Source organism: Rhodococcus sp. 06-418-5, from assembly GCF_002258285.1.
In the GTDB taxonomy this organism is placed as follows: domain Bacteria; phylum Actinomycetota; class Actinomycetes; order Mycobacteriales; family Mycobacteriaceae; genus Rhodococcoides.
The window spans coordinates 117,618-134,176 of sequence record NZ_NOYE01000014.1; the positions used below are offsets into that span (position 1 = coordinate 117,618).

Sequence of the window (16,559 nt, forward strand, 5' to 3'; positions counted from 1 at the left end):
GGAGCCCTATGGCCTACACGAGCGACGCCGACAGCCCTCCGTCCAGGATGTAGTGACTTCCGGTGATCCACGACGCCCGGTCGGAGGCGAGGAACAACGTCACTTCCGCGATGTCCTCGGGTGTTCCCAGCCGTCCCTGCTTGGCCTTGACGAGGTCACCGAACGGGATCTGGGTCGCGGCTTCGAAGTCCGGGACCAGTCGGTCGACCATCGCGGTGTCGGCAAATCCGGGGCACACCGCATTCACCCGCACTCCCGATGCTCGCATTTCGATGGCGGCGACGCGGGTGAGCTGGATGACTGCCGCCTTTGTAGCGCAATAGGATCCGAGCAACGCGGTGCCGCCCACACCGGCAAGCGATGCGATGTTGACGATGTTGCCCTTCGACTCCACCAGTGCACCGATCGCGGCTTTCATCACCAGGAACGTACCCCTGACGTTGACGGAATAGATCTTGTCGAAGCTCTCCGTCGACTGTTGGAGCAGCGGCGACGACACTTCGATTCCTGCGTTGTTGACGACGATGTCGAGACCGCCGAGAATCTCGACGGCCTGCGCCACCGCACTCTGCACCTGACTCTCGTCGGACACATCGCAGTTGGCGATCCCGGCGGCACCGATCTCCTCGGCTGCCTTTGCTGCTGCGCCTTCGTCGATGTCGCTGACCACAACACGAGCGCCGCGCTCGATGAACATCTGGGAGATGGCTTTTCCGATGCCGGCTCCGGACCCGGTGACGAATACTCTCTTGCCCTCGAACTCGGTCATGGTGTGTTTCCCTTCGATGATGAGTGAGACATGGTGCTGCGTACTTCGGTCTTGAGGATCTTTCCCACCTTCGAGCGGGGAAGGTCGGTCCAGATCTGAATCTGTTTGGGTGCCTTCATACTTCCGATTCGTGCCTTCACGTGGGAGATCAGATCCTGGTCGGACGCATCCCGGCCGGGCCGCAGCAGGACTGCCGCGGTGACGCGTTCGCCCCACTTGTCGTCGGGCAGTCCGACGACGGCGCATTCTTTCACCGACGGATGCGACAACAGGGCCTGTTCCACCTCGGCCGAGTAGACGTTGAACCCGCCCGTGATGATCATGTCCTTGGCGCGGTCGACGACGTACAGGTAGCCGTCGTCGTCGAGATACCCGATGTCACCGGTGTGGTGCCACCCGTACGCCCCCACTTCGGCTGTGGCGTCGGGATTCTCGTGATAGCCCTGCATCACGAGAGGACCGCGAACGACGATCTCTCCGCGCTCACCACGATCGACCAATGCGCCGTCGTCGTTCATGATCGCCACCGTTGTCAGAGGGGTCGGCTTGCCTGCAGAACTCAGTCGTTCGGTGGCGATCGATCCGTCGCTGCGGAAGTGATCCGCCGGAGCGAGCGTTGCGATCATGTTCGGTGCCTCGGTCTGCCCGAAGAGCTGTCCGAGAACCGGCCCGATTCGGGTCAGCGCCTCTTCCAATCGAGTCGGCGACATCGGTGCGGCCCCGTACCAGAGACAGCGCAGCGACGTCAGATCCGTGACGTCGAGATCCGGATGATCGAGCACGCCGTAGATCACCGTCGGCGGCAGAAACGCGTGGGTGATCCCGTGTTTCTCGATGAGGGACAGAAACTTTCCGACATCGGGAGCAGCCATGACCACAACGTGTCCACCCAGGCTGAGGATGGGGAACGTCAGCACGCCCGCGGAGTGAGTCAGTGGCGCGAGTGCCAGGTACCGAGGCCGATCCCCGAACGGATAGCTCATGAGTGCCGTCGCCGTCGAGGTCATCATGTTCTCCTCGGTCAGCCTCACCCCCTTGGGTTTTCCGGTCGTACCGCCGGTGCCGGCGATCATGCACACGCCGTCCGCCGGTCGTCGCTCTTCGACCGATTCCGAACCGTGTTCGACGAGCCAACTGTCGTACGAGAGTGCGCCCGGTACGTCACCGTCCAGACAGACGAGCCATTCCAGTCGAGGCAGCTGATCGCGAATGCGACCGACGAGATCGGCGAACGCTTTCTGGAAGAACAGGAATCGGCAGCCGAACAGCTCGAAGAGTTGCCGATTCTCGTCGGCTTCGTTGCGGGGATTGATGGGGCACCACACCGCCCCCGCTCGCGAGATCGCGAACACGCACGTCAGTGCGAGCGGGTCGTTGGCGGAGAGCACAGCAACCCGGTCACCTGCCTCGATTCCGTTGTGCTGCAACGCAGCGGCGATGGCCACCGTGTCGTCGTACACCTGGCCGTAGTTTCGGGTGGTGTCACCGATGGTGAGACAAGGCGCGTCTCGACCCAGTGACACACCTTTGTCGAGGTAGTCGGACAGCCGCATCGGCCCTGTCCTCAGCTGTGTGCAGTGACGATGGGTTCGAGCACCAGCCCGAACGCGCGGAGCACGCCCAGCAGTTCTCGATGTCCGAATGCCTGGCAGCTGGAGGCGAATCCGAACTTCTTCGGCGGTCCCTGCAGCAGATGTGCCGCTGCGTAGGCATTGAGCAGAGCGGTCTGCTTGTAGTTGCAGTTGCCGTGGATCACGGTATGCACGCGACCGAGCGGTCCCGACGCATAAACCGAGTCGAGTGAGGTGTTGATCCGCGGATTCTCCCGTGGAGGCGTCTCGCTGCGCACCGACGACGACACCGTGTCGATGATCTGGTACTTCTCCGCGTCCGACTTCCCCTCCATCTGAGCCATTGCGGCAGAGATGATCTGGGGTACGGCCAGCATCAACGGCTTGTTGATCACTCCACCCAGGGCACGCGCGTTCGCTACGCGCGGATCGTTCTTGAACCACACCGGATGGGATGTCCCGCCCCAGGGAAGAGCCAGCCCCAGGTCGTGCTGGCCGGGCACGACGACCTGCATGACGCCATCGTCCGGCCATTCGACGTACTCGTTCTGCTCCAGGTAATAGGCCTTGGAGAACGCGGCGTTGGTGAGGATCGTGTTCGTCGACGCGACCGTCGGGTGCCCTTTCCAGAAGACCTCGATGTCGAGTGTGTCCAGCCCCGGCGTCTCGAGGCAGATGTTCGCAGCGATCTCACCGATGCTGTACATCTGCGCCAAACCCGGTGTGAGCACCAGGTTTCGAGCTGCGAACTCGGCACCGTACTTCGACTCGGCGTCGATCATCCAGTCCTGCTCACCCGTGGTGTCGGTGTAGTGCGCTCCGATCTCGATGCACGCCTCCGCAACTTCGTGGCCGTAACGCGAGAACGGTCCGACCGTGTTGAGCACGATCTCGGCACCTCGAAATGCCTCGGCCAGGGCCTCCGCGGTGTGGTCGACCTCGACGACGTCGTGTTCGACGGTCTCGATTCCGGGAACCACGTCGATGATGCCTTTGACTCGTCCCTGGTCTCGTCCGGCGGCCAGGAACGGGATATTGTACTCGCGCAGATATTCACAGATCAGTCGGCCGGTGTATCCCGATGCTCCGTATACGACGACGCGCTTGTCGGTGGGCATGAAAGGTCCTCTCGTGATCGGCCCGTCCGCACGGCGGACCGAGATGGTTGAGACTTCGGGCACCGGAGGGGACGTGGGGAACATCCGCCCTTCTGACGTGTGCCGTGGATCACATTAGGATAGAATTTGTACAGACGTCAAGCTTTTTCTTGACACCTGCCCAGGAATTGCTCGACGCCGAAGTTTCTCCATCGGCCGTCGGGCATACACTGAGGTGACGACCTCGCGCGGAAAGGACACGGACCATGACCCAGACCGCTGATCCGCGCGCGCGAATCGAGGGGCGCGCCCGCAACAAGTTCGAGTCCAAGCGGACCGAGCTGGCCGAGGCGACGCTGCACACGCTGGCCGAATTGGGCTATGCCCGCACGTCACTGCGGGAGATCGCGCAGAATTCCGAGTATTCGCACGGCGTTCTGCACTACTACTTCACCGACAAACTCGACCTCATCACGCACGCCGTTCGCCAGTACGAGGCCATCTGCGTCACTCGTTACGACGAGGTGGTGGCCAACGCGGCCGACGCCACCGGCTTGTACGCGGACTTCGAGGCGAAGTATTTCGCAACCCTGGCTGCGGACGCCGGCATTCATCGACTCTGGTACGACCTGCGCAATCAAGCCTTGTTCGACGGTTCGTTCCGCAACGACGTGCTCGAGATCGAGGAACGTCGTGAGGACATGATCTGGCGTGTGGTGGCTCGATACTGCGAACTTCGCGGCACTACGCCTGCACTCGACCAGGCCTCCGCCTACATCCTTCTCGACGGCATCTTTCAGCGCGCCCTCCTGCATCACCTGGCCGACAACACAGCCGAGGTAACCGCAGCGCGTCGCCAACTGCATGCTGCGTTCGCGTTACTGGATTGCCCGACGCCTCAGTAGGTTCCCGGCCGAGTCCCCGTGTAGATGCCGGGAACTCGAAAGCGCAGGGGCTCTTCGTCGTATTCTTCGAGGGCGTGTGCCGTCCACCCCACGATCCGGGCCAGTGCGAACAGCATCTCCGGCGTGTCCGCCCTGAGTCCGTAGGCGAGCGTGAACGTGGCGAGAGCGAAATCCGAGTTCGGAAAGGCTTCGAATCTGCTACTCACCTCCTCGATTATCGTGTCCGCAGCAGTGACCACCACGGGGTCCGCACCGTGAGCGGGGTCCCGAAGCAATCGCAGTATTTCCTCGGCGCGAGGGTCTCGGTCGGTGTAGATGACGTGCCCGAAGCCGGGCACCCGCTCCCCGGACCTCAATTGTGTTGCGAGAGCGCCTATCGGATCATCGATTGCCGTCGTCAGGAACCGGTGCACGGGATCGGCGGCCGAGCCGTGCAGGGGGCCGTCGATACAGCCGAGTCCCGCCGAGACTATCGAGTACAGATTGGCCCGGGTGCTCGCCGCAACCCGCACTCCGAGCGTCGACGCAGCCAGACCGTGGTCGGACATCAGGACGAGTGCGGCCTGCAGCACCGTCAACCCGTTCGGATCGGTCTCGTCGGAGGTGATTGCTTCCCAGAGCGATTCGGCGATCGGCAGGTCCGCGGAACCACGACCGAGGGCTGCTGCGACCGTCACCAGCAGCTGCTCTGCCTCGCGGACAACGGATGTGGATCCGGTGTCGAATCGCATCGGTCGGTAGGTGGAGGCGATATCGACGGCGATACGGATCCGATCGATGGACCGGCAATCAGGCGACAGCAGCCCGAGTGCATCTCGGCATCTTTGTACGACAACAGGATCGGCGACGAACTGCGCTCCGTCCACCAGCTCACCCGTCCACACGAACTGTGCGACCGACTCGAAAGTGCGTGAGCTGAGTTCGACCGCGTCACGCCCCCGGTAGTAGAGATGGCCGTCGTCGATCAGGGTGGTCCGCGTTCGAATTCGTTCCACGGCACCGATATCGGTGCGCCGAGCGGTATCGCGTCCGGCAAGAGATTCCACCTCGTCGACGTCGAACACACTCCCCCGGACTCCGGGCAGTCGAGTACTGGTCAACAGGCCACGGCTGACGTAGGCGTACACCGTCTCCGGCTTGACACCCAGCCGTGCCGCAGCCTGAGCGGTGGTGAGCATGTTCCGCCCGTCGGGGTGCGTCATGTCTGCCTTCCACATTGATTGAATCAACATTGACAAGGATCAACATTAGCGCGGATTGTGGTGGTTGAGCAGCGAAAAGGAGATCCATCATGGCCGTTCTCGAAGCCCCACGGGGGCTGCACAATGTCGTCGTCACTACCACATCGATCGGGGATGTACGAGGCGACCAAGGTTTCTATCACTACCGCCAGTACTCGGCGATCGACATCGCGCTACACAGGACCTTCGAGGACGCGTGGTTCCTGATGGTCGAGGGCCGGTTGCCGAGCGACTCCGAACGCGCCGAGTTCCTGCGCACGGTGGCACCACTGCGCGTGCTGCCGAAGGACGTCGCAGCGGCCGTGAAGACAGTGGCGCTGTCGGGTCCCGAGCAACCACTCTTCGCGTTGCGGACGGTGTTGTCGGGAGTGGCCGGCGCTGTGCCGCTGTACGAGTCGTCGGAATCGGACAAGCGTGCGACCGCGCTGCGTCTGTGTGCGATGACACCGACCATCCTGGCTGCGGTGCACAGGATTCGGACCGGCCAGAATCCCATCGAGCCACGCGAAGATCTGACGACGGCGCAGAACTGGTTGTTCATGATCACCGGGCAGGTGCCCGACGCCGATCGTGCCCGAGCGATCGACCGATACCTCACCGCCACGATCGATCACGGGTTCAACGCGTCGACCTTCACTGCGCGAGTCGTGGCGTCGACGGGATCCGACATCGCATCCGCAGTGTGTGCCGCGATCGGTGCCTTCGCTGGTCCGTTGCACGGGGGTGCGCCCGATCGGGCTCTCGACGGGCTGGACGAGATTGCCGACATCGACTCCGCCGATGCCTGGGCACGCACGAAGATCACTGCGGGCGAGCGCATCATGGGATTCGGGCATCCGGTGTACCGAACCGATGATCCCCGATCGGTGATGCTGCGCGAGACTGCGCAGGAGATGGGCGGTGAGCTCATCGACAAGGCGGTTCAGGTCGAGAAGGTCATCGCCGCTGCGCTCGCCGATCTGAAGCCGGACCGCAAGCTTTACGCCAATGTCGAGTACTACGCCGGCGTCGTGATGGAGCTGTGCGGAATTCCGCGGTCGATGTTCACGCCCACCTTCGCATGCAGTCGGATGGTCGGGTGGTGCGCCAACATCGTCGAGCAGTCGCACGACAGCAAGATCATTCGCCCGATCGCCCGCTACGACGGCCCAGTGCCTTCGGCAGTGGTGCGGTCAAGTGCCAACCAGGGCACCTAATCACGCCACTGCGGAGCACTCATCTTCGCGAACGGGTAGCTGCCGACGATGACGACGATGAAGACATAGGCCGCCAGACCGAGTAACTCCCACGTTGTTCTTTCGCGCTGGAAATCAGCGAAGAGCCAAATCAGCGGGGCCAGAAGCAACATCGCGGCGACGACGCACCAGATCTTGAACGACCTGTTGGCTTCTTCGCGAAGCTGTGGTGTGGTCTTCACCCTGTCCGATACGTCGCGGCCGTAGTAGTCGACGTGGAGCGCCCTACCTCGAAAGCCAACTGCAGCGCCGTACGCGAACGCGCCAAGTCCTACCATCAGTGCGAGCGCAAGTGCGGTGTTCACGGATCACTGTGCCGTTGCAGTTCGGCCGGACCGGGACAGCGATCTGTAGTTTCGAATTGTGTTGACGCACAACCATCCAGTGACGATGGGGGCGAAGAAGCCGAGTGCCAGACCCTCGCCCATCAGCGAAATCACGGCGACAGCGCACCCGATCAGCGTGATACCCACCGCATCGATCTTTCGGCCGATGGACGAACCTGAGGTCGCCACGATTCCCGGAAATCGCGGCGAGTCGACAAGAATCCGTATCGCCGCGGCGCATGCAATCAGTCCTGCAACGACCATGAATGCGAACACAATCGTTCCACCCCAGCCGATCTCAGCCCAGTTCAATCGCGGCTCGAACAGCCCGCGAACGAGCCTCGAGTATCGGGATCGACGCGAAGTAACCCAGATACAGCAACACGATGGGTCCCGCGAGACCCGCAGTCGTCCGCCGATTCGCCATACCGAACGGTATCAAACGGTTCGGCTACAAGCCCGAGAGCAGGTCTTCCGTCGTCACCACCGTCGCGAATTCCCCGTGCAGGTTGGTCGCAGTCATCGCCGACAATGTCGCGGCGGGAACGGTGGTTCCGTCGAGGGCGAGGCGATCGAAGGTGTGAGTGGCGTCGATGGCGAAGTACGTGTCGTATCCGAGGTTTCCGGCCATGCGAGCCGTCGTCTCGCAGCAGTGGTTTGTCGTGATTCCGCAGATGACGACCTGGTCGATGCCTTCGGCGCGTAGCCAGGCATCGAGATCCGGCGTGCCGTAGAAGCTCGAATTGACCCGTTTGCTGACCAGTAGGTCGGGACTTCCTTCGATCATGTCTTTGAACGCGTGCCCGGAACCGCTCGGCGACAAGGGAGATCGGGGGTTGTCGGAGTCGTGTCGGACGAACACCACCGGCCAGGACTTGGACCGCCACAAGCGAAGCAGGGCAGCGATGTTGCTTTCGCACGACGGGTTATCTCGCGGACCCCAGAACTCGGCATCGTCGAATCCCGCCTGTACATCGATGGCGATCAGAGCGGGCCTTCGGAAGTCGATCTGTGATTCGCCCATGCGGCCAAGGATACGACGAGGTTGCTACTGCTGAATGTCGAGCAGCATTCGCTTGAGCAAGGCAGCGAGTTGGCTTCGTTCGTCAGGAGTAAGCGATGCCAGCAGCACTTCCTCATTGGCCACGTGTGCCGGTAGCGCGGCATCCACTGCCGAAATTCCAGCAGGCGTCAATTGCACGATGACCACTCGACGGTTCGTTGGGTCGATTTCGCGTTCGATCAACCCTTTGTCGGTGAGCCGATTCAAGCGGTTCGTAATGGCTCCGGACGTGACCATGGCACTGTCGAGCAACTGTCCGACAGTGAGGCGATGCGGGGCCCCGGCACGTCGAAGCGTAGCGACCAGATCGAATTCTCCCGGCTGCAAACCATACTCGGCCAAAGTGGCCTGAATACGCTTGTCCAGAATGGATGCGGCTCTGCCGATGCGCCCGATGACTGCCATGGGGCTGACGTCGACGTCGGGCCGCTCGACCTTCCACTGTTGCAGGATCCGATCCACGGCATCCTGTGCCTCGTTCGACACCTACAGACCCCTCACCGCTGAACAGTTGACGTCCGGCAAGCATACGCATACCGTTCAACGCAGTGATAGTTCAACGTTAAGATGTTTCCTGAAACCAGGAGGTGCGATGCGGGCATCACATGCCGGTGCTGATTCGACCCACACTCAGAGACCGCGCGGCGCATCCTCGACCCTGGGGATCACTGCCGCAGCCGCACTGGCCCCTATTGTCTGGGGGACAACATATTTGGTGACGTCCGAACTTCTTCCTCCGGATCGGCCCATGACCGCCAGCGTCCTTCGCGCGGTTCCGGCAGGGCTGCTGCTCCTGCTCATCGCACCCGGCATTCCCGGACACGGTTGGCGACTGAAAACTGCTGCCCTCGGGGTGCTGAACATCGGATTGTTCTTTCCAATGCTGTTCGTGGCGGCCTATCGACTTCCGGGAGGCGCTGCAGCCGTCGTCGGTTCTGCGCAACCTCTGATCATCATCGCGATGTCCACGGCGTTCGGGTGGGGGCGCACCCGTCCTGTTCAGGTCGGATGGGCGCTCGTCGCCGTAGTCGGGGTAGCGCTGACAACCATGTCCAGCACTGTTCGGCTCGACGCGATAGGCCTCGCCGCCGCAGCGATCGGCACCGCCAGCATGGCAACCGGCGTCGTCCTCACCAAACGCTGGGGAGTTCCGCCGAACACCAATCCACTCAATTCCACTGCGTGGCAACTACTTGTCGGCGGCATGGTGATCCTTCCGCTGATTCCGATCGTCGACGACGGACCATGGGCCATCGACGCCGAGGCTGTACTCGGCTACGCGTGGCTCGCGGTCATTGGCGGTGCGATGGCGTACGCGCTCTGGTTCCGCGGTGCACGCACTCTGCCCTCCGCAAACGTCTCTCTGCTCGGCATCCTCAGTCCGCTCACCGCGGCCGTACTCGGATGGATCGTGTTGGGACAGAACATGACAGGATTACAATGCGCGGGTTTCGGAATCGCACTCTTCGCTTCCACCGCCGGCCAGTTCGTGCCCAGAGATTCGCGGTGACCGTTGACAGCATGCATGCCGGCTCGAATCGGGTGCAGGCGACCGCGCTGAGCGCGGCTGGCTGCACCCGAAATTTGTCCTTGTCATGCAGCGATCGTGCACGATGGTGTCGTGACTCCTGCCGTGTCGGTTCCGACCGATCGCCCCGATCTCGCGGGCAGGCCTGGAACATGGCTTCGTCGTGGCCGATGTTTCTCACACGGGTTCGGTGACATGAAGAATTCGTGGACAACACTTCCCACGCTGGTGGTCCTCGCCGTTCTCACCGCGTCGTGCACGTCGTTCGAGCCAGGCGAACGCAAATCCATGGACAAGGAAGCAGTGTCGAAGGGACTGCAAGACATAGCTTTCGACGTTCCTAGTGACTTCGAGTTCGTTCAGGCCTTCACCCACGCGGAGTTCGTCGGCCAACCCGCGTGGTGGGCGCGATTCGACGCGTCGAGCAAACAGGACGACGTTGCACTATCGGCAGCTAACCCTTCCTATCCGCCACTGCAACCGGTCACGTGCTCTGCTGCATCCACCAGCACCTGGACTGCCCTGGGCGTGACCTGTGAGGCCGAGATGCTGTCCACCTCGCGTTCTCCGCAGGGGACGTCCGACCCCGTGACCGTCCTGCTCACCAGGAACTCGCGGCAGTCGTCACTGTTCATCTACTCCCAAGGTCACTGACTGTTCCTACCTTGGAATCGCCCTGTCCATTCTGTGCCATCTGTTGATTTCACAGCAATCCCGCTACGATCCTCGATACAACAGACCGATTGGTCTTGAACATGGAGGATCACATGCCGTATCTCGGTTTGCTGGTGATGTTGCTGTGGGTGTTCTGTCTGATCGACGTGATCACGGCCGACGACGGTGGAGTGCGATTCCTCCCGAAGATCGTGTGGCTGCTGTTGGTGGTGTTTCTCCCGCTCGCCGGCTCGTTGGCGTGGTTGTTCGCGGGACGTCCGATAGGTGGCGGAATCTGGGGAGGTCCCGGCGGCGGCAACCGGCGGGCGATCAATTCTGCGTTCCCGGAGTACGAAACGCGCCCCGGTCGTCAGGCCGCGCAGAATCCAGATGCCGATGCGGAATTTCTTCGGCAGTGCCGAGAGCGCGCAGAAGAGCAACGTCGACTCGAACGCGAGCGCCGCAAGCGAGATCTCGGATTCTGATCAGTGTTCCTGGATCGACGGCGACTCGATGGTGCCCCATCGCGAGGGCGGCAGAACGATCAGGCGCGCTTGGCCGATGACATTTCCAACGGGCACCGTGCCGCCCAGTTCGTCTTTGCGGTGAGCTCTGGAATCGGCTGAGCCGCTGCGGTTGTCGCCCATCATCCAGAGATTGCCGACGGGCACCGTGACCGGCCCGATGCATGCGAGTGAACGCGATCGGCTGCACCACACTCGAAACCGAACTCAGCGCGTCTGGACGTTCTGACTGACCGGATTACCGAAACGGGAGGGCGCGAGAACATACGCGAATGCGTAGCTCACCGATGTCAGTGTTCCGAGCACTATCAACGACTCCGGGTGCAGAGATGGATTTCCCGAGGCCGCCTCGGTCCATGCGAGCAGTCCGCCAACCACCAGCATCACGGCCGCTGCCGAACACAGCGCGAAACGGTGCCTCCACCGGTTGCGAGTCCGCGGCGGCCAGAACGCCGCAGTCCGCACTGCGTAGTGCCCACCTGCGACCGCGACCAGGCCGACCATCAGTCCGAACACTCCGCCGATCACAGCCGGGAGGGTCAGGTCCCACCATCGACCGTTGGCACTCGACCAAATGAGGACCGCAGCCGTGCACGCACCACTGGCCGCCGCCACACATAGCTCCTTGGCGACCCAATCCATGCGGATGACTCAAACACACAGCTCCACGTCGATTGAATCCGGTGCAGCCAGCCGCGCTGAGCGCGGTCCATTGCACCCGATTCGCACTGTGGAACCGCTCCGGCGCAGTGAACGTCCAAGTGGACATGCTCGATGAATGGTTGGCACAGCACGACGGCGTGATCACCCGCGCGCAGGCGGCGATGTGCGGCCTGAGCGGCGATGCTGTGGACCGCTCGGTGCGAGCGGGGGCGTGGCGAACGATTCATCGCGGGGTGTACTTCGTCGTCGATCGCCCATTCACTGCGGACGCGCGCATTCGATGCGTTGTGTGGGGTGCAGGACCGAACGCTGTGCTCAGCGGGGAAGCCGCGGCCTTCTGGCACCGGGTGATAACCGACGCACCGAGCATCATCGAAGTCACCACCCCGCGCAAGGGGCGCAGCCGCGCCGAGGGATGCCGACTCCGCCGCCGCGATATCCACAGCAAGGACATCGTCGAGCGCCGCGGGCTTCAGGTCACGTCTCTCGAACTCACCGTTCTCGAAGCCTCGATAGGCAAGGCGCACATCATGGATCGGGCACTTCAGCGACACACCGACCTCGGGCGATTGCAGCGAGCCCATGCGCGAAACCCGGGTCGCACCGGCGCTCCCGAGGCGAAGCGGCTGCTGAAAGTAGCAGCGAACGGTGCCCGCTCGGAGGGAGAGCGTCTCTTGATCGGAGAGTTCCGGGCCCGCAAGATCAGCGGCTGGGTGGTCAACTATCGATGGGGCGAGTACGAACTCGACATCGCGTTCCTCGCCGAGATGCTGGCCATCGAGATCGACGGCTGGGCATTCCACTCCGACCACGATGCATTCCAACGGGATCGGAGCAGGCAGAACGGCATCAGCCCGAGCTGGACGATCCTTCGCTACACCTGGGCCGACCTGACCGAACGCATGGATCACGTGATCGCCGAAATTGCCGAAACCCTCGATCGAATCCGGTGCAGCCAGCCGCGCTGAGCGCGGTCAGTTGCACCCGATTTCGCCGCCGCGAGGATCATCAGAGCACCCTCCCAAGACATCGTCAGCGTCGCGAACTATCCGGTATCGTGAAGAAAACGGGCAAAATGGACCACGCCAGGTCGGAGGCCGAGATGCAGAAGCCGTTTCGCGAGTGGGTCATGACCGGCGCACTCAGCAAGAAGTGCGGCGCAACCCGAGCCGATTACATCAATGCGCTTGCCCTGGTCCCCGCAGTCGGTCTCGGCTTCCTCCTGATGCACTTGATGATCAACTCGGGCTCAACAGCTCTCGATACTGCAGCAGGATGCCTGGGCGGTGCCATCACCGGATTCCTGTATCTCTACCTGGCCTACCGGGTCGATTCACGCAAGAAACGCGGACCTGCCCCCACGCCGCCACTAGGTGCTCGGCCGACGCGTCTTTGAGATGCACCGGTCCGGCGGATCGATGCGCCTCTGTTTCACTCTGACCGACTGAAACCCAGATCGATCCGGATCTCAGGCGCGCTTGGACAAGTACATTCGCTCGTCTGCCATTCGTAGCAGTTGGTCCGGGTCGGCGGCCGGCTCCCAGCTCCATCCGACGCTCACCGAGACCGGGATGTCGGTGCCGTCGATGTCGTAGGGGCCGGCGAGGAGTCCGCGAACTCGGTCGGCGAGGCATTCGACACCGTTGCGTGAGCGGGCGCTGCGCAGGAGGACGACGAATTCGTCTCCGCCGATACGGCAGGCGACGTCATCGGAGCGGGTGTTGTCCAGGATGCGACGGCCGATTGCCTGGAGTACTCGATCCCCCACCGCGTGTCCGAATCGGTCGTTGATGGACTTGAATGCGTCGACGTCGACGAAGAGCACTCCCACCGGACGACCGTCGGCGGAGTCCTTCATCGCATGCAACTCGGACATCAGGCGTCGGCGATTGGCCAGTGAGGTGAGGTCGTCGATCAGCACCTGGCGTTCGAGTGATGCCTCGGCAGCTTTGCGTGCGGTGATGTCCTGGATCTGCGCGATGATCACGTCGCCGGACTCGTCGTCGCGCACCACGGTCACGTTGCGCTGCACCCAGATCGTGGCACCGTCCTTGCGGATGTATCGCTTCTCCGACGCCACGTTCGTCAGCGTCCCTTCGGCCAATCCTTTGAGGTGTTCGTCGGCGAGGGGAATGTCGTCGGGATGGGTGATGTCGCGAAAGGTTTTCTGTCGCAATTCTTCTGCGGTGTAGCCGAGCAGTTCGCACAGGGCCCTGTTCACCTGGAGCCATCGTCCGTCGCGGGTCATCACCGCTTTGCCGATCGGGGCGTTCTCCATCACGTTCTGGAACAGCCGGATCGCGCGATCGCGCTCACGCTCGACCTCGGCGCGCGCGCTGACGTCGACGACCAACGCGGTGAACCCGACGACGACACCGTCGACGATATCGGGCACGTAGGTTGCCTGAGTAACGCGCACAGCACCGTTGACGTCGATGAGGGTCCGGTCGAACTGCTGCTGCTCACCGGCGAGGACACCGGTGATGTACGGCAGGTTCAATTCGTACAGCGTCTCACCGAGCAAATCTCGGATGTGCTTGCCGACCAAGTCCTGAGGTTCGATTCCGAAGAAATCCGCATACACGCGGTTGGCGAACACATTCCGGAGCGCGCTGTCCCAGTATCCGATCATCGACGGCAACCGATCGACGGCACGGCGCATCACCTCGTTCGATGCGTTTCGCGTAACGGTCATGAACCACCTCACTTGTGACGCCGACCGTTGAACGGTACCGAAATATATCGCGATCGGCCTGCAACACGAACATCGATCCCATCAGTGCGCAAGTGCGCACATGTGTGTACGTTGAACCCATGCTTCGCGCCAACATCGCTTTTCGACGCCTCTTCACCGCGCAGGTCGTCGCGTTGCTGGGCACCGGACTGCTCACGGTCGCGTTGGGGCTGCTCGCCTACGACATTGCCGGCAGTGCCGCGGGAGCCGTGCTCGGTACCGCTCTGGCGATCAAGATGATCGCGTACGTGTTCGTCGCTCCGATCGTGTCGTCACTGACCGGCACGCTCCCCCGCAAGCTCGTGCTGGTCAGCGCCGACGCCGTCAGGGCGCTCACCGCACTGGCATTGCCGTTCGTCGATCAGGTGTGGCAGGTCTACGTGCTGATCTTCGTTCTGCAGGCGGCGTCGGCCACCTTCACTCCCACCTTCCAGGCCGTCATTCCGTCCGTGGTGCCCGACGCGCAGCAGTACACCCGCGCGTTGACGCTCTCGCGACTGTCCTACGACCTCGAATCACTGGTCAGCCCATTGATCGCCGCCGCATTGTTGACGGTCATCGGCTTCCACACGCTGTTCGTCGGCACGGCTGTGGGGTTCGTCGTCTCCGCGGTGATGGTGGTCGGTACCGACTTTCCGAGACACCTCGCACCCGAGATCCGACGATCGACCTCGGGCATCGCGACGTTCGTCAGGAATACCGAACTTCAGGGACTGATCGCGTTGAACACGGTGGTCGCTGCGGCGACTGCTCTCGTGGTGGTCAACTCCGTTCTCTACGTCCGCGATCTGTTCGGCGGATCGAGCAGCCAGCTGGCCATCGCTCTCGTCTGCTACGGCGCCGGCTCGATGGTCGCCGCATTGTGCATCCCACGAGCCCTCGGATTTACGAACGATCACACGCTCATGCTCACCGGGGCTGCGACGGCCGTGATGGGAACTGCCGCAGCAACACTGGTGGCGACCCTGCACGGAGGGTCGACCGCCTGGGTTGCGCTGGCCGCGACGTGGGTGCTGCTGGGCGTCGGGACGTCGATGATCAACACCCCGTCGGCGAGGATTCTGCGTCGTGAATCCGACGAGAGCACCCGAACGTCCATCTTCACGGCGCAGTTCTCGTTGTCGCACGCGGCATTTCTGCTCACCTATCCGATTGCGGGATGGGTCGGGGCCCGGTTCGGACTGTTCACCGCGGCGCTGGTGCTCACGGGCTTGGCTACACTTGCGGCACTGTCCGCAGCACGCCTGTGGAGTCGCTCCCGAGTGTCGGTGGTCGCCTCCGCGTAGGGAGACGACGTTCGATGCCACCGAAGAAGGAACCGCGCATCAGTCTCGACCATGCCGTCGAACCGGACTCCGCACGCCTGGCCACGGCCAGCGACACCTTTCGGATGCTCTCGGACCCCACGCGACTGCACATCCTCTGGCTGCTCGACCGCGGCCCTGCCGACGTCAGCGCCTTGACCACGGCCACCGGAACCTCCCGCACCGCCGTCAGCCAGCATCTGGCCAAGCTTCGATTCACCGGACTCGTCGAGACCCGACGCGACGGCCGCAACGTCATCTACCGCCTGGCCGACGGTCACCTCGCCCGGCTCGTGCGTGAGGGTCTCAACTTCGCCGACCACAAGGTCACCGGCGAGCCCCCGCACGAATAACCCTGCACCACAACAAGAAAGCACCCGATGAAACGCCTGGCCGTGATTGCCGCCGCCATTCTCACCGCGACGGCACTGTCGATCGCCCCGGCAGCTGCGCACGCAACTCTGCAGTCCAGCAACCCTGCCGAGAACTCCGTGCTCGACGCCGCCCCGGACGAGGTGACCCTGACGTTCAATCAGTCCGTGCAGTCGAACTTCGCCACCGTCACCGTCGTCGGAGCCGATGGAACCCAATGGGGGGCATCGGATCCCCTCGTCGACGGCAGCACGGTGACCGTCGATCTCGACGGGCTCGGTGCGGCGGGCGAGTACACCATCGGCTACCGAGTGGTCTCCGCGGACGGGCATCCGATCACCGGCAGCATTCCGTTCCAACTGACCCAGGCGTCCTCGACGTCGGCGGCAACCGCAGCCACCGCAGTCCCCGCCCCTACCGAAACGACACCGACTGCTGCAGAAGAGCCCGAGGACAGCAGCGGATTTCCGATCTGGATCGTCGCGGTCGTCGTCGTCGCGATCGGTGCAGCGGGCGTGCTGTTCGCACTTCGTAAACGCAGCAACTGACGTCCTCACCCGATAAGGACGTGAG

General features: G+C 62.8%; 20 protein-coding genes and 1 pseudogene. 10 read left to right on the top strand and 11 right to left on the bottom strand.

Annotation, left to right across the window (positions count from 1 at the left end; all coding sequences use genetic code 11):
- Positions 1-13: 13 nt before the first annotated feature.
- Genes CH274_RS10465 through CH274_RS10475 form a run of 3 tightly spaced genes read right to left on the bottom strand, consistent with a single transcriptional unit; the run spans position 14 to position 3,458 of the window.
- Entirely contained in the window at positions 14-769 is a 756-nt protein-coding gene (locus CH274_RS10465) for an SDR family NAD(P)-dependent oxidoreductase (RefSeq protein WP_094657377.1), read from the bottom strand.
- Entirely contained in the window at positions 766-2,322 is a 1,557-nt protein-coding gene (locus CH274_RS10470) for an acyl-CoA synthetase (RefSeq protein ID WP_094657378.1), read from the bottom strand. The genes CH274_RS10465 and CH274_RS10470 overlap by 4 nt, the downstream gene beginning before the upstream one ends.
- An 11-nt stretch (positions 2,323-2,333) precedes the next feature.
- Positions 2,334-3,458 (bottom strand): DUF5938 domain-containing protein, encoded by a 1,125-nt coding sequence (locus tag CH274_RS10475; RefSeq protein WP_094657379.1) that lies wholly within the window; start codon positions 3,456-3,458, stop codon positions 2,334-2,336.
- Between the two features lie 245 nt (positions 3,459-3,703).
- Here CH274_RS10475 and CH274_RS10480 point away from each other — a divergent pair, with 245 nt between their 5' ends.
- Positions 3,704-4,342: a TetR/AcrR family transcriptional regulator gene (locus CH274_RS10480; protein ID WP_094657380.1), complete on the top strand. Its 639-nt coding sequence runs from the start codon at positions 3,704-3,706 to the stop codon at positions 4,340-4,342.
- Here CH274_RS10480 and CH274_RS10485 read toward each other — a convergent pair.
- Entirely contained in the window at positions 4,336-5,544 is a 1,209-nt protein-coding gene (locus CH274_RS10485; RefSeq protein ID WP_256993532.1) for a citrate synthase, read from the bottom strand. The genes CH274_RS10480 and CH274_RS10485 overlap by 7 nt on opposite strands.
- Positions 5,545-5,633: 89 nt before the next feature.
- Between CH274_RS10485 and CH274_RS10490 the strand changes: the two genes are divergently transcribed.
- Positions 5,634-6,779 (top strand): citrate/2-methylcitrate synthase, encoded by a 1,146-nt coding sequence (locus CH274_RS10490; RefSeq protein WP_094657382.1) that lies wholly within the window; start codon positions 5,634-5,636, stop codon positions 6,777-6,779.
- On the opposite strand, the gene CH274_RS10495 is transcribed toward CH274_RS10490, so the two are convergent.
- The 4 genes from CH274_RS10495 to CH274_RS10510 all read right to left on the bottom strand — a co-directional run bounded on the left by CH274_RS10495 (position 6,776) and on the right by CH274_RS10510 (position 8,612).
- Positions 6,776-7,123, bottom strand: a complete 348-nt coding sequence (locus CH274_RS10495) for a hypothetical protein (protein WP_094657383.1) — start codon at positions 7,121-7,123, stop codon at positions 6,776-6,778. The genes CH274_RS10490 and CH274_RS10495 overlap by 4 nt on opposite strands.
- 3 nt (positions 7,124-7,126) lie before the next feature.
- Positions 7,127-7,333, bottom strand: coding sequence for a hypothetical protein (locus CH274_RS10500; protein ID WP_143546544.1), 207 nt, complete (start codon positions 7,331-7,333; stop codon positions 7,127-7,129).
- A 262-nt stretch (positions 7,334-7,595) separates the two neighbouring features.
- On the bottom strand, positions 7,596-8,168 hold the full coding sequence (locus CH274_RS10505) for a cysteine hydrolase family protein (RefSeq protein WP_094657385.1): 573 nt from the start codon (positions 8,166-8,168) through the stop codon (positions 7,596-7,598).
- A gap of 24 nt (positions 8,169-8,192) precedes the next feature.
- Positions 8,193-8,612, bottom strand: coding sequence for a MarR family winged helix-turn-helix transcriptional regulator (locus CH274_RS10510; protein WP_256993533.1), 420 nt, complete (start codon positions 8,610-8,612; stop codon positions 8,193-8,195).
- A 187-nt stretch (positions 8,613-8,799) separates the two neighbouring features.
- On the opposite strand from CH274_RS10510, the gene CH274_RS10515 reads away from it, so the two are divergent.
- The 3 genes from CH274_RS10515 (at position 8,800) to CH274_RS10525 (ending at position 10,874) form a co-directional block, all read left to right on the top strand.
- On the top strand, positions 8,800-9,717 hold the full coding sequence (locus CH274_RS10515) for an EamA family transporter (protein WP_094657386.1): 918 nt from the start codon (positions 8,800-8,802) through the stop codon (positions 9,715-9,717).
- A gap of 213 nt (positions 9,718-9,930) precedes the next feature.
- Positions 9,931-10,389 (top strand): hypothetical protein, encoded by a 459-nt coding sequence (locus CH274_RS10520; RefSeq protein WP_094657387.1) that lies wholly within the window; start codon positions 9,931-9,933, stop codon positions 10,387-10,389.
- A gap of 113 nt (positions 10,390-10,502) precedes the next feature.
- Positions 10,503-10,874 (top strand): PLD nuclease N-terminal domain-containing protein, encoded by a 372-nt coding sequence (locus CH274_RS10525; RefSeq protein WP_037194160.1) that lies wholly within the window; start codon positions 10,503-10,505, stop codon positions 10,872-10,874.
- Here CH274_RS10525 and CH274_RS10530 read toward each other — a convergent pair.
- A pseudogene (locus tag CH274_RS10530) lies at positions 10,875-11,090 on the bottom strand (S26 family signal peptidase); the annotation flags it as partial.
- 30 nt (positions 11,091-11,120) lie between these two features.
- Entirely contained in the window at positions 11,121-11,528 is a 408-nt protein-coding gene (locus CH274_RS10535) for a hypothetical protein (RefSeq protein WP_143544439.1), read from the bottom strand.
- Between the two features lie 134 nt (positions 11,529-11,662).
- On the opposite strand from CH274_RS10535, the gene CH274_RS10540 reads away from it, so the two are divergent.
- Positions 11,663-12,544 carry a type IV toxin-antitoxin system AbiEi family antitoxin domain-containing protein gene (locus CH274_RS10540; RefSeq protein ID WP_306436603.1) on the top strand — a complete coding sequence of 294 codons (882 nt, stop codon included), beginning with the start codon at positions 11,663-11,665 and terminating at the stop codon, positions 12,542-12,544.
- 89 nt (positions 12,545-12,633) lie between these two features.
- A complete protein-coding gene (locus CH274_RS10545; RefSeq protein WP_143545436.1) occupies positions 12,634-12,972 on the top strand; it encodes a hypothetical protein in 339 nt (112 codons plus the stop codon).
- Positions 12,973-13,044: 72 nt separating this feature from the next.
- Here CH274_RS10545 and CH274_RS10550 read toward each other — a convergent pair whose 3' ends face one another.
- Positions 13,045-14,271, bottom strand: coding sequence for a GGDEF domain-containing protein (locus CH274_RS10550; protein WP_143546545.1), 1,227 nt, complete (start codon positions 14,269-14,271; stop codon positions 13,045-13,047).
- Positions 14,272-14,390: 119 nt separating this feature from the next.
- On the opposite strand from CH274_RS10550, the gene CH274_RS10555 reads away from it, so the two are divergent.
- Genes CH274_RS10555 through CH274_RS10565 form a run of 3 tightly spaced genes read left to right on the top strand, consistent with a single transcriptional unit; the run spans position 14,391 to position 16,534 of the window.
- A complete protein-coding gene (locus tag CH274_RS10555) occupies positions 14,391-15,596 on the top strand; it encodes an MFS transporter (protein WP_094657554.1) in 1,206 nt (401 codons plus the stop codon).
- A gap of 14 nt (positions 15,597-15,610) precedes the next feature.
- Positions 15,611-15,967: an ArsR/SmtB family transcription factor gene (locus CH274_RS10560; RefSeq protein ID WP_032396178.1), complete on the top strand. Its 357-nt coding sequence runs from the start codon at positions 15,611-15,613 to the stop codon at positions 15,965-15,967.
- 27 nt (positions 15,968-15,994) lie between these two features.
- Positions 15,995-16,534 (top strand): copper resistance CopC family protein, encoded by a 540-nt coding sequence (locus CH274_RS10565; protein WP_094657390.1) that lies wholly within the window; start codon positions 15,995-15,997, stop codon positions 16,532-16,534.
- Positions 16,535-16,559 lie beyond the last annotated feature (25 nt).

Coding starts and splice junctions, on each gene's coding strand:
- CH274_RS10510 (WP_256993533.1), bottom strand. CDS start 8,612: ATGGCAGTCATCGGGCGCATCGGCAGAGCCGCATCCATTCTGGACAAG.
- CH274_RS10465 (WP_094657377.1), bottom strand. CDS start 769: ATGACCGAGTTCGAGGGCAAGAGAGTATTCGTCACCGGGTCCGGAGCC.
- CH274_RS10475 (WP_094657379.1), bottom strand. CDS start 3,458: ATGCCCACCGACAAGCGCGTCGTCGTATACGGAGCATCGGGATACACC.
- CH274_RS10490 (WP_094657382.1), top strand. CDS start 5,634: ATGGCCGTTCTCGAAGCCCCACGGGGGCTGCACAATGTCGTCGTCACT.
- CH274_RS10505 (WP_094657385.1), bottom strand. CDS start 8,168: ATGGGCGAATCACAGATCGACTTCCGAAGGCCCGCTCTGATCGCCATC.
- CH274_RS10515 (WP_094657386.1), top strand. CDS start 8,800: ATGCGGGCATCACATGCCGGTGCTGATTCGACCCACACTCAGAGACCG.
- CH274_RS10525 (WP_037194160.1), top strand. CDS start 10,503: ATGCCGTATCTCGGTTTGCTGGTGATGTTGCTGTGGGTGTTCTGTCTG.
- CH274_RS10470 (WP_094657378.1), bottom strand. CDS start 2,322: ATGCGGCTGTCCGACTACCTCGACAAAGGTGTGTCACTGGGTCGAGAC.
- CH274_RS10555 (WP_094657554.1), top strand. CDS start 14,391: ATGCTTCGCGCCAACATCGCTTTTCGACGCCTCTTCACCGCGCAGGTC.
- CH274_RS10520 (WP_094657387.1), top strand. CDS start 9,931: ATGAAGAATTCGTGGACAACACTTCCCACGCTGGTGGTCCTCGCCGTT.
- CH274_RS10565 (WP_094657390.1), top strand. CDS start 15,995: ATGAAACGCCTGGCCGTGATTGCCGCCGCCATTCTCACCGCGACGGCA.
- CH274_RS10560 (WP_032396178.1), top strand. CDS start 15,611: ATGCCACCGAAGAAGGAACCGCGCATCAGTCTCGACCATGCCGTCGAA.
- CH274_RS10480 (WP_094657380.1), top strand. CDS start 3,704: ATGACCCAGACCGCTGATCCGCGCGCGCGAATCGAGGGGCGCGCCCGC.
- CH274_RS10550 (WP_143546545.1), bottom strand. CDS start 14,271: ATGACCGTTACGCGAAACGCATCGAACGAGGTGATGCGCCGTGCCGTC.
- CH274_RS10485 (WP_256993532.1), bottom strand. CDS start 5,544: ATGACGCACCCCGACGGGCGGAACATGCTCACCACCGCTCAGGCTGCG.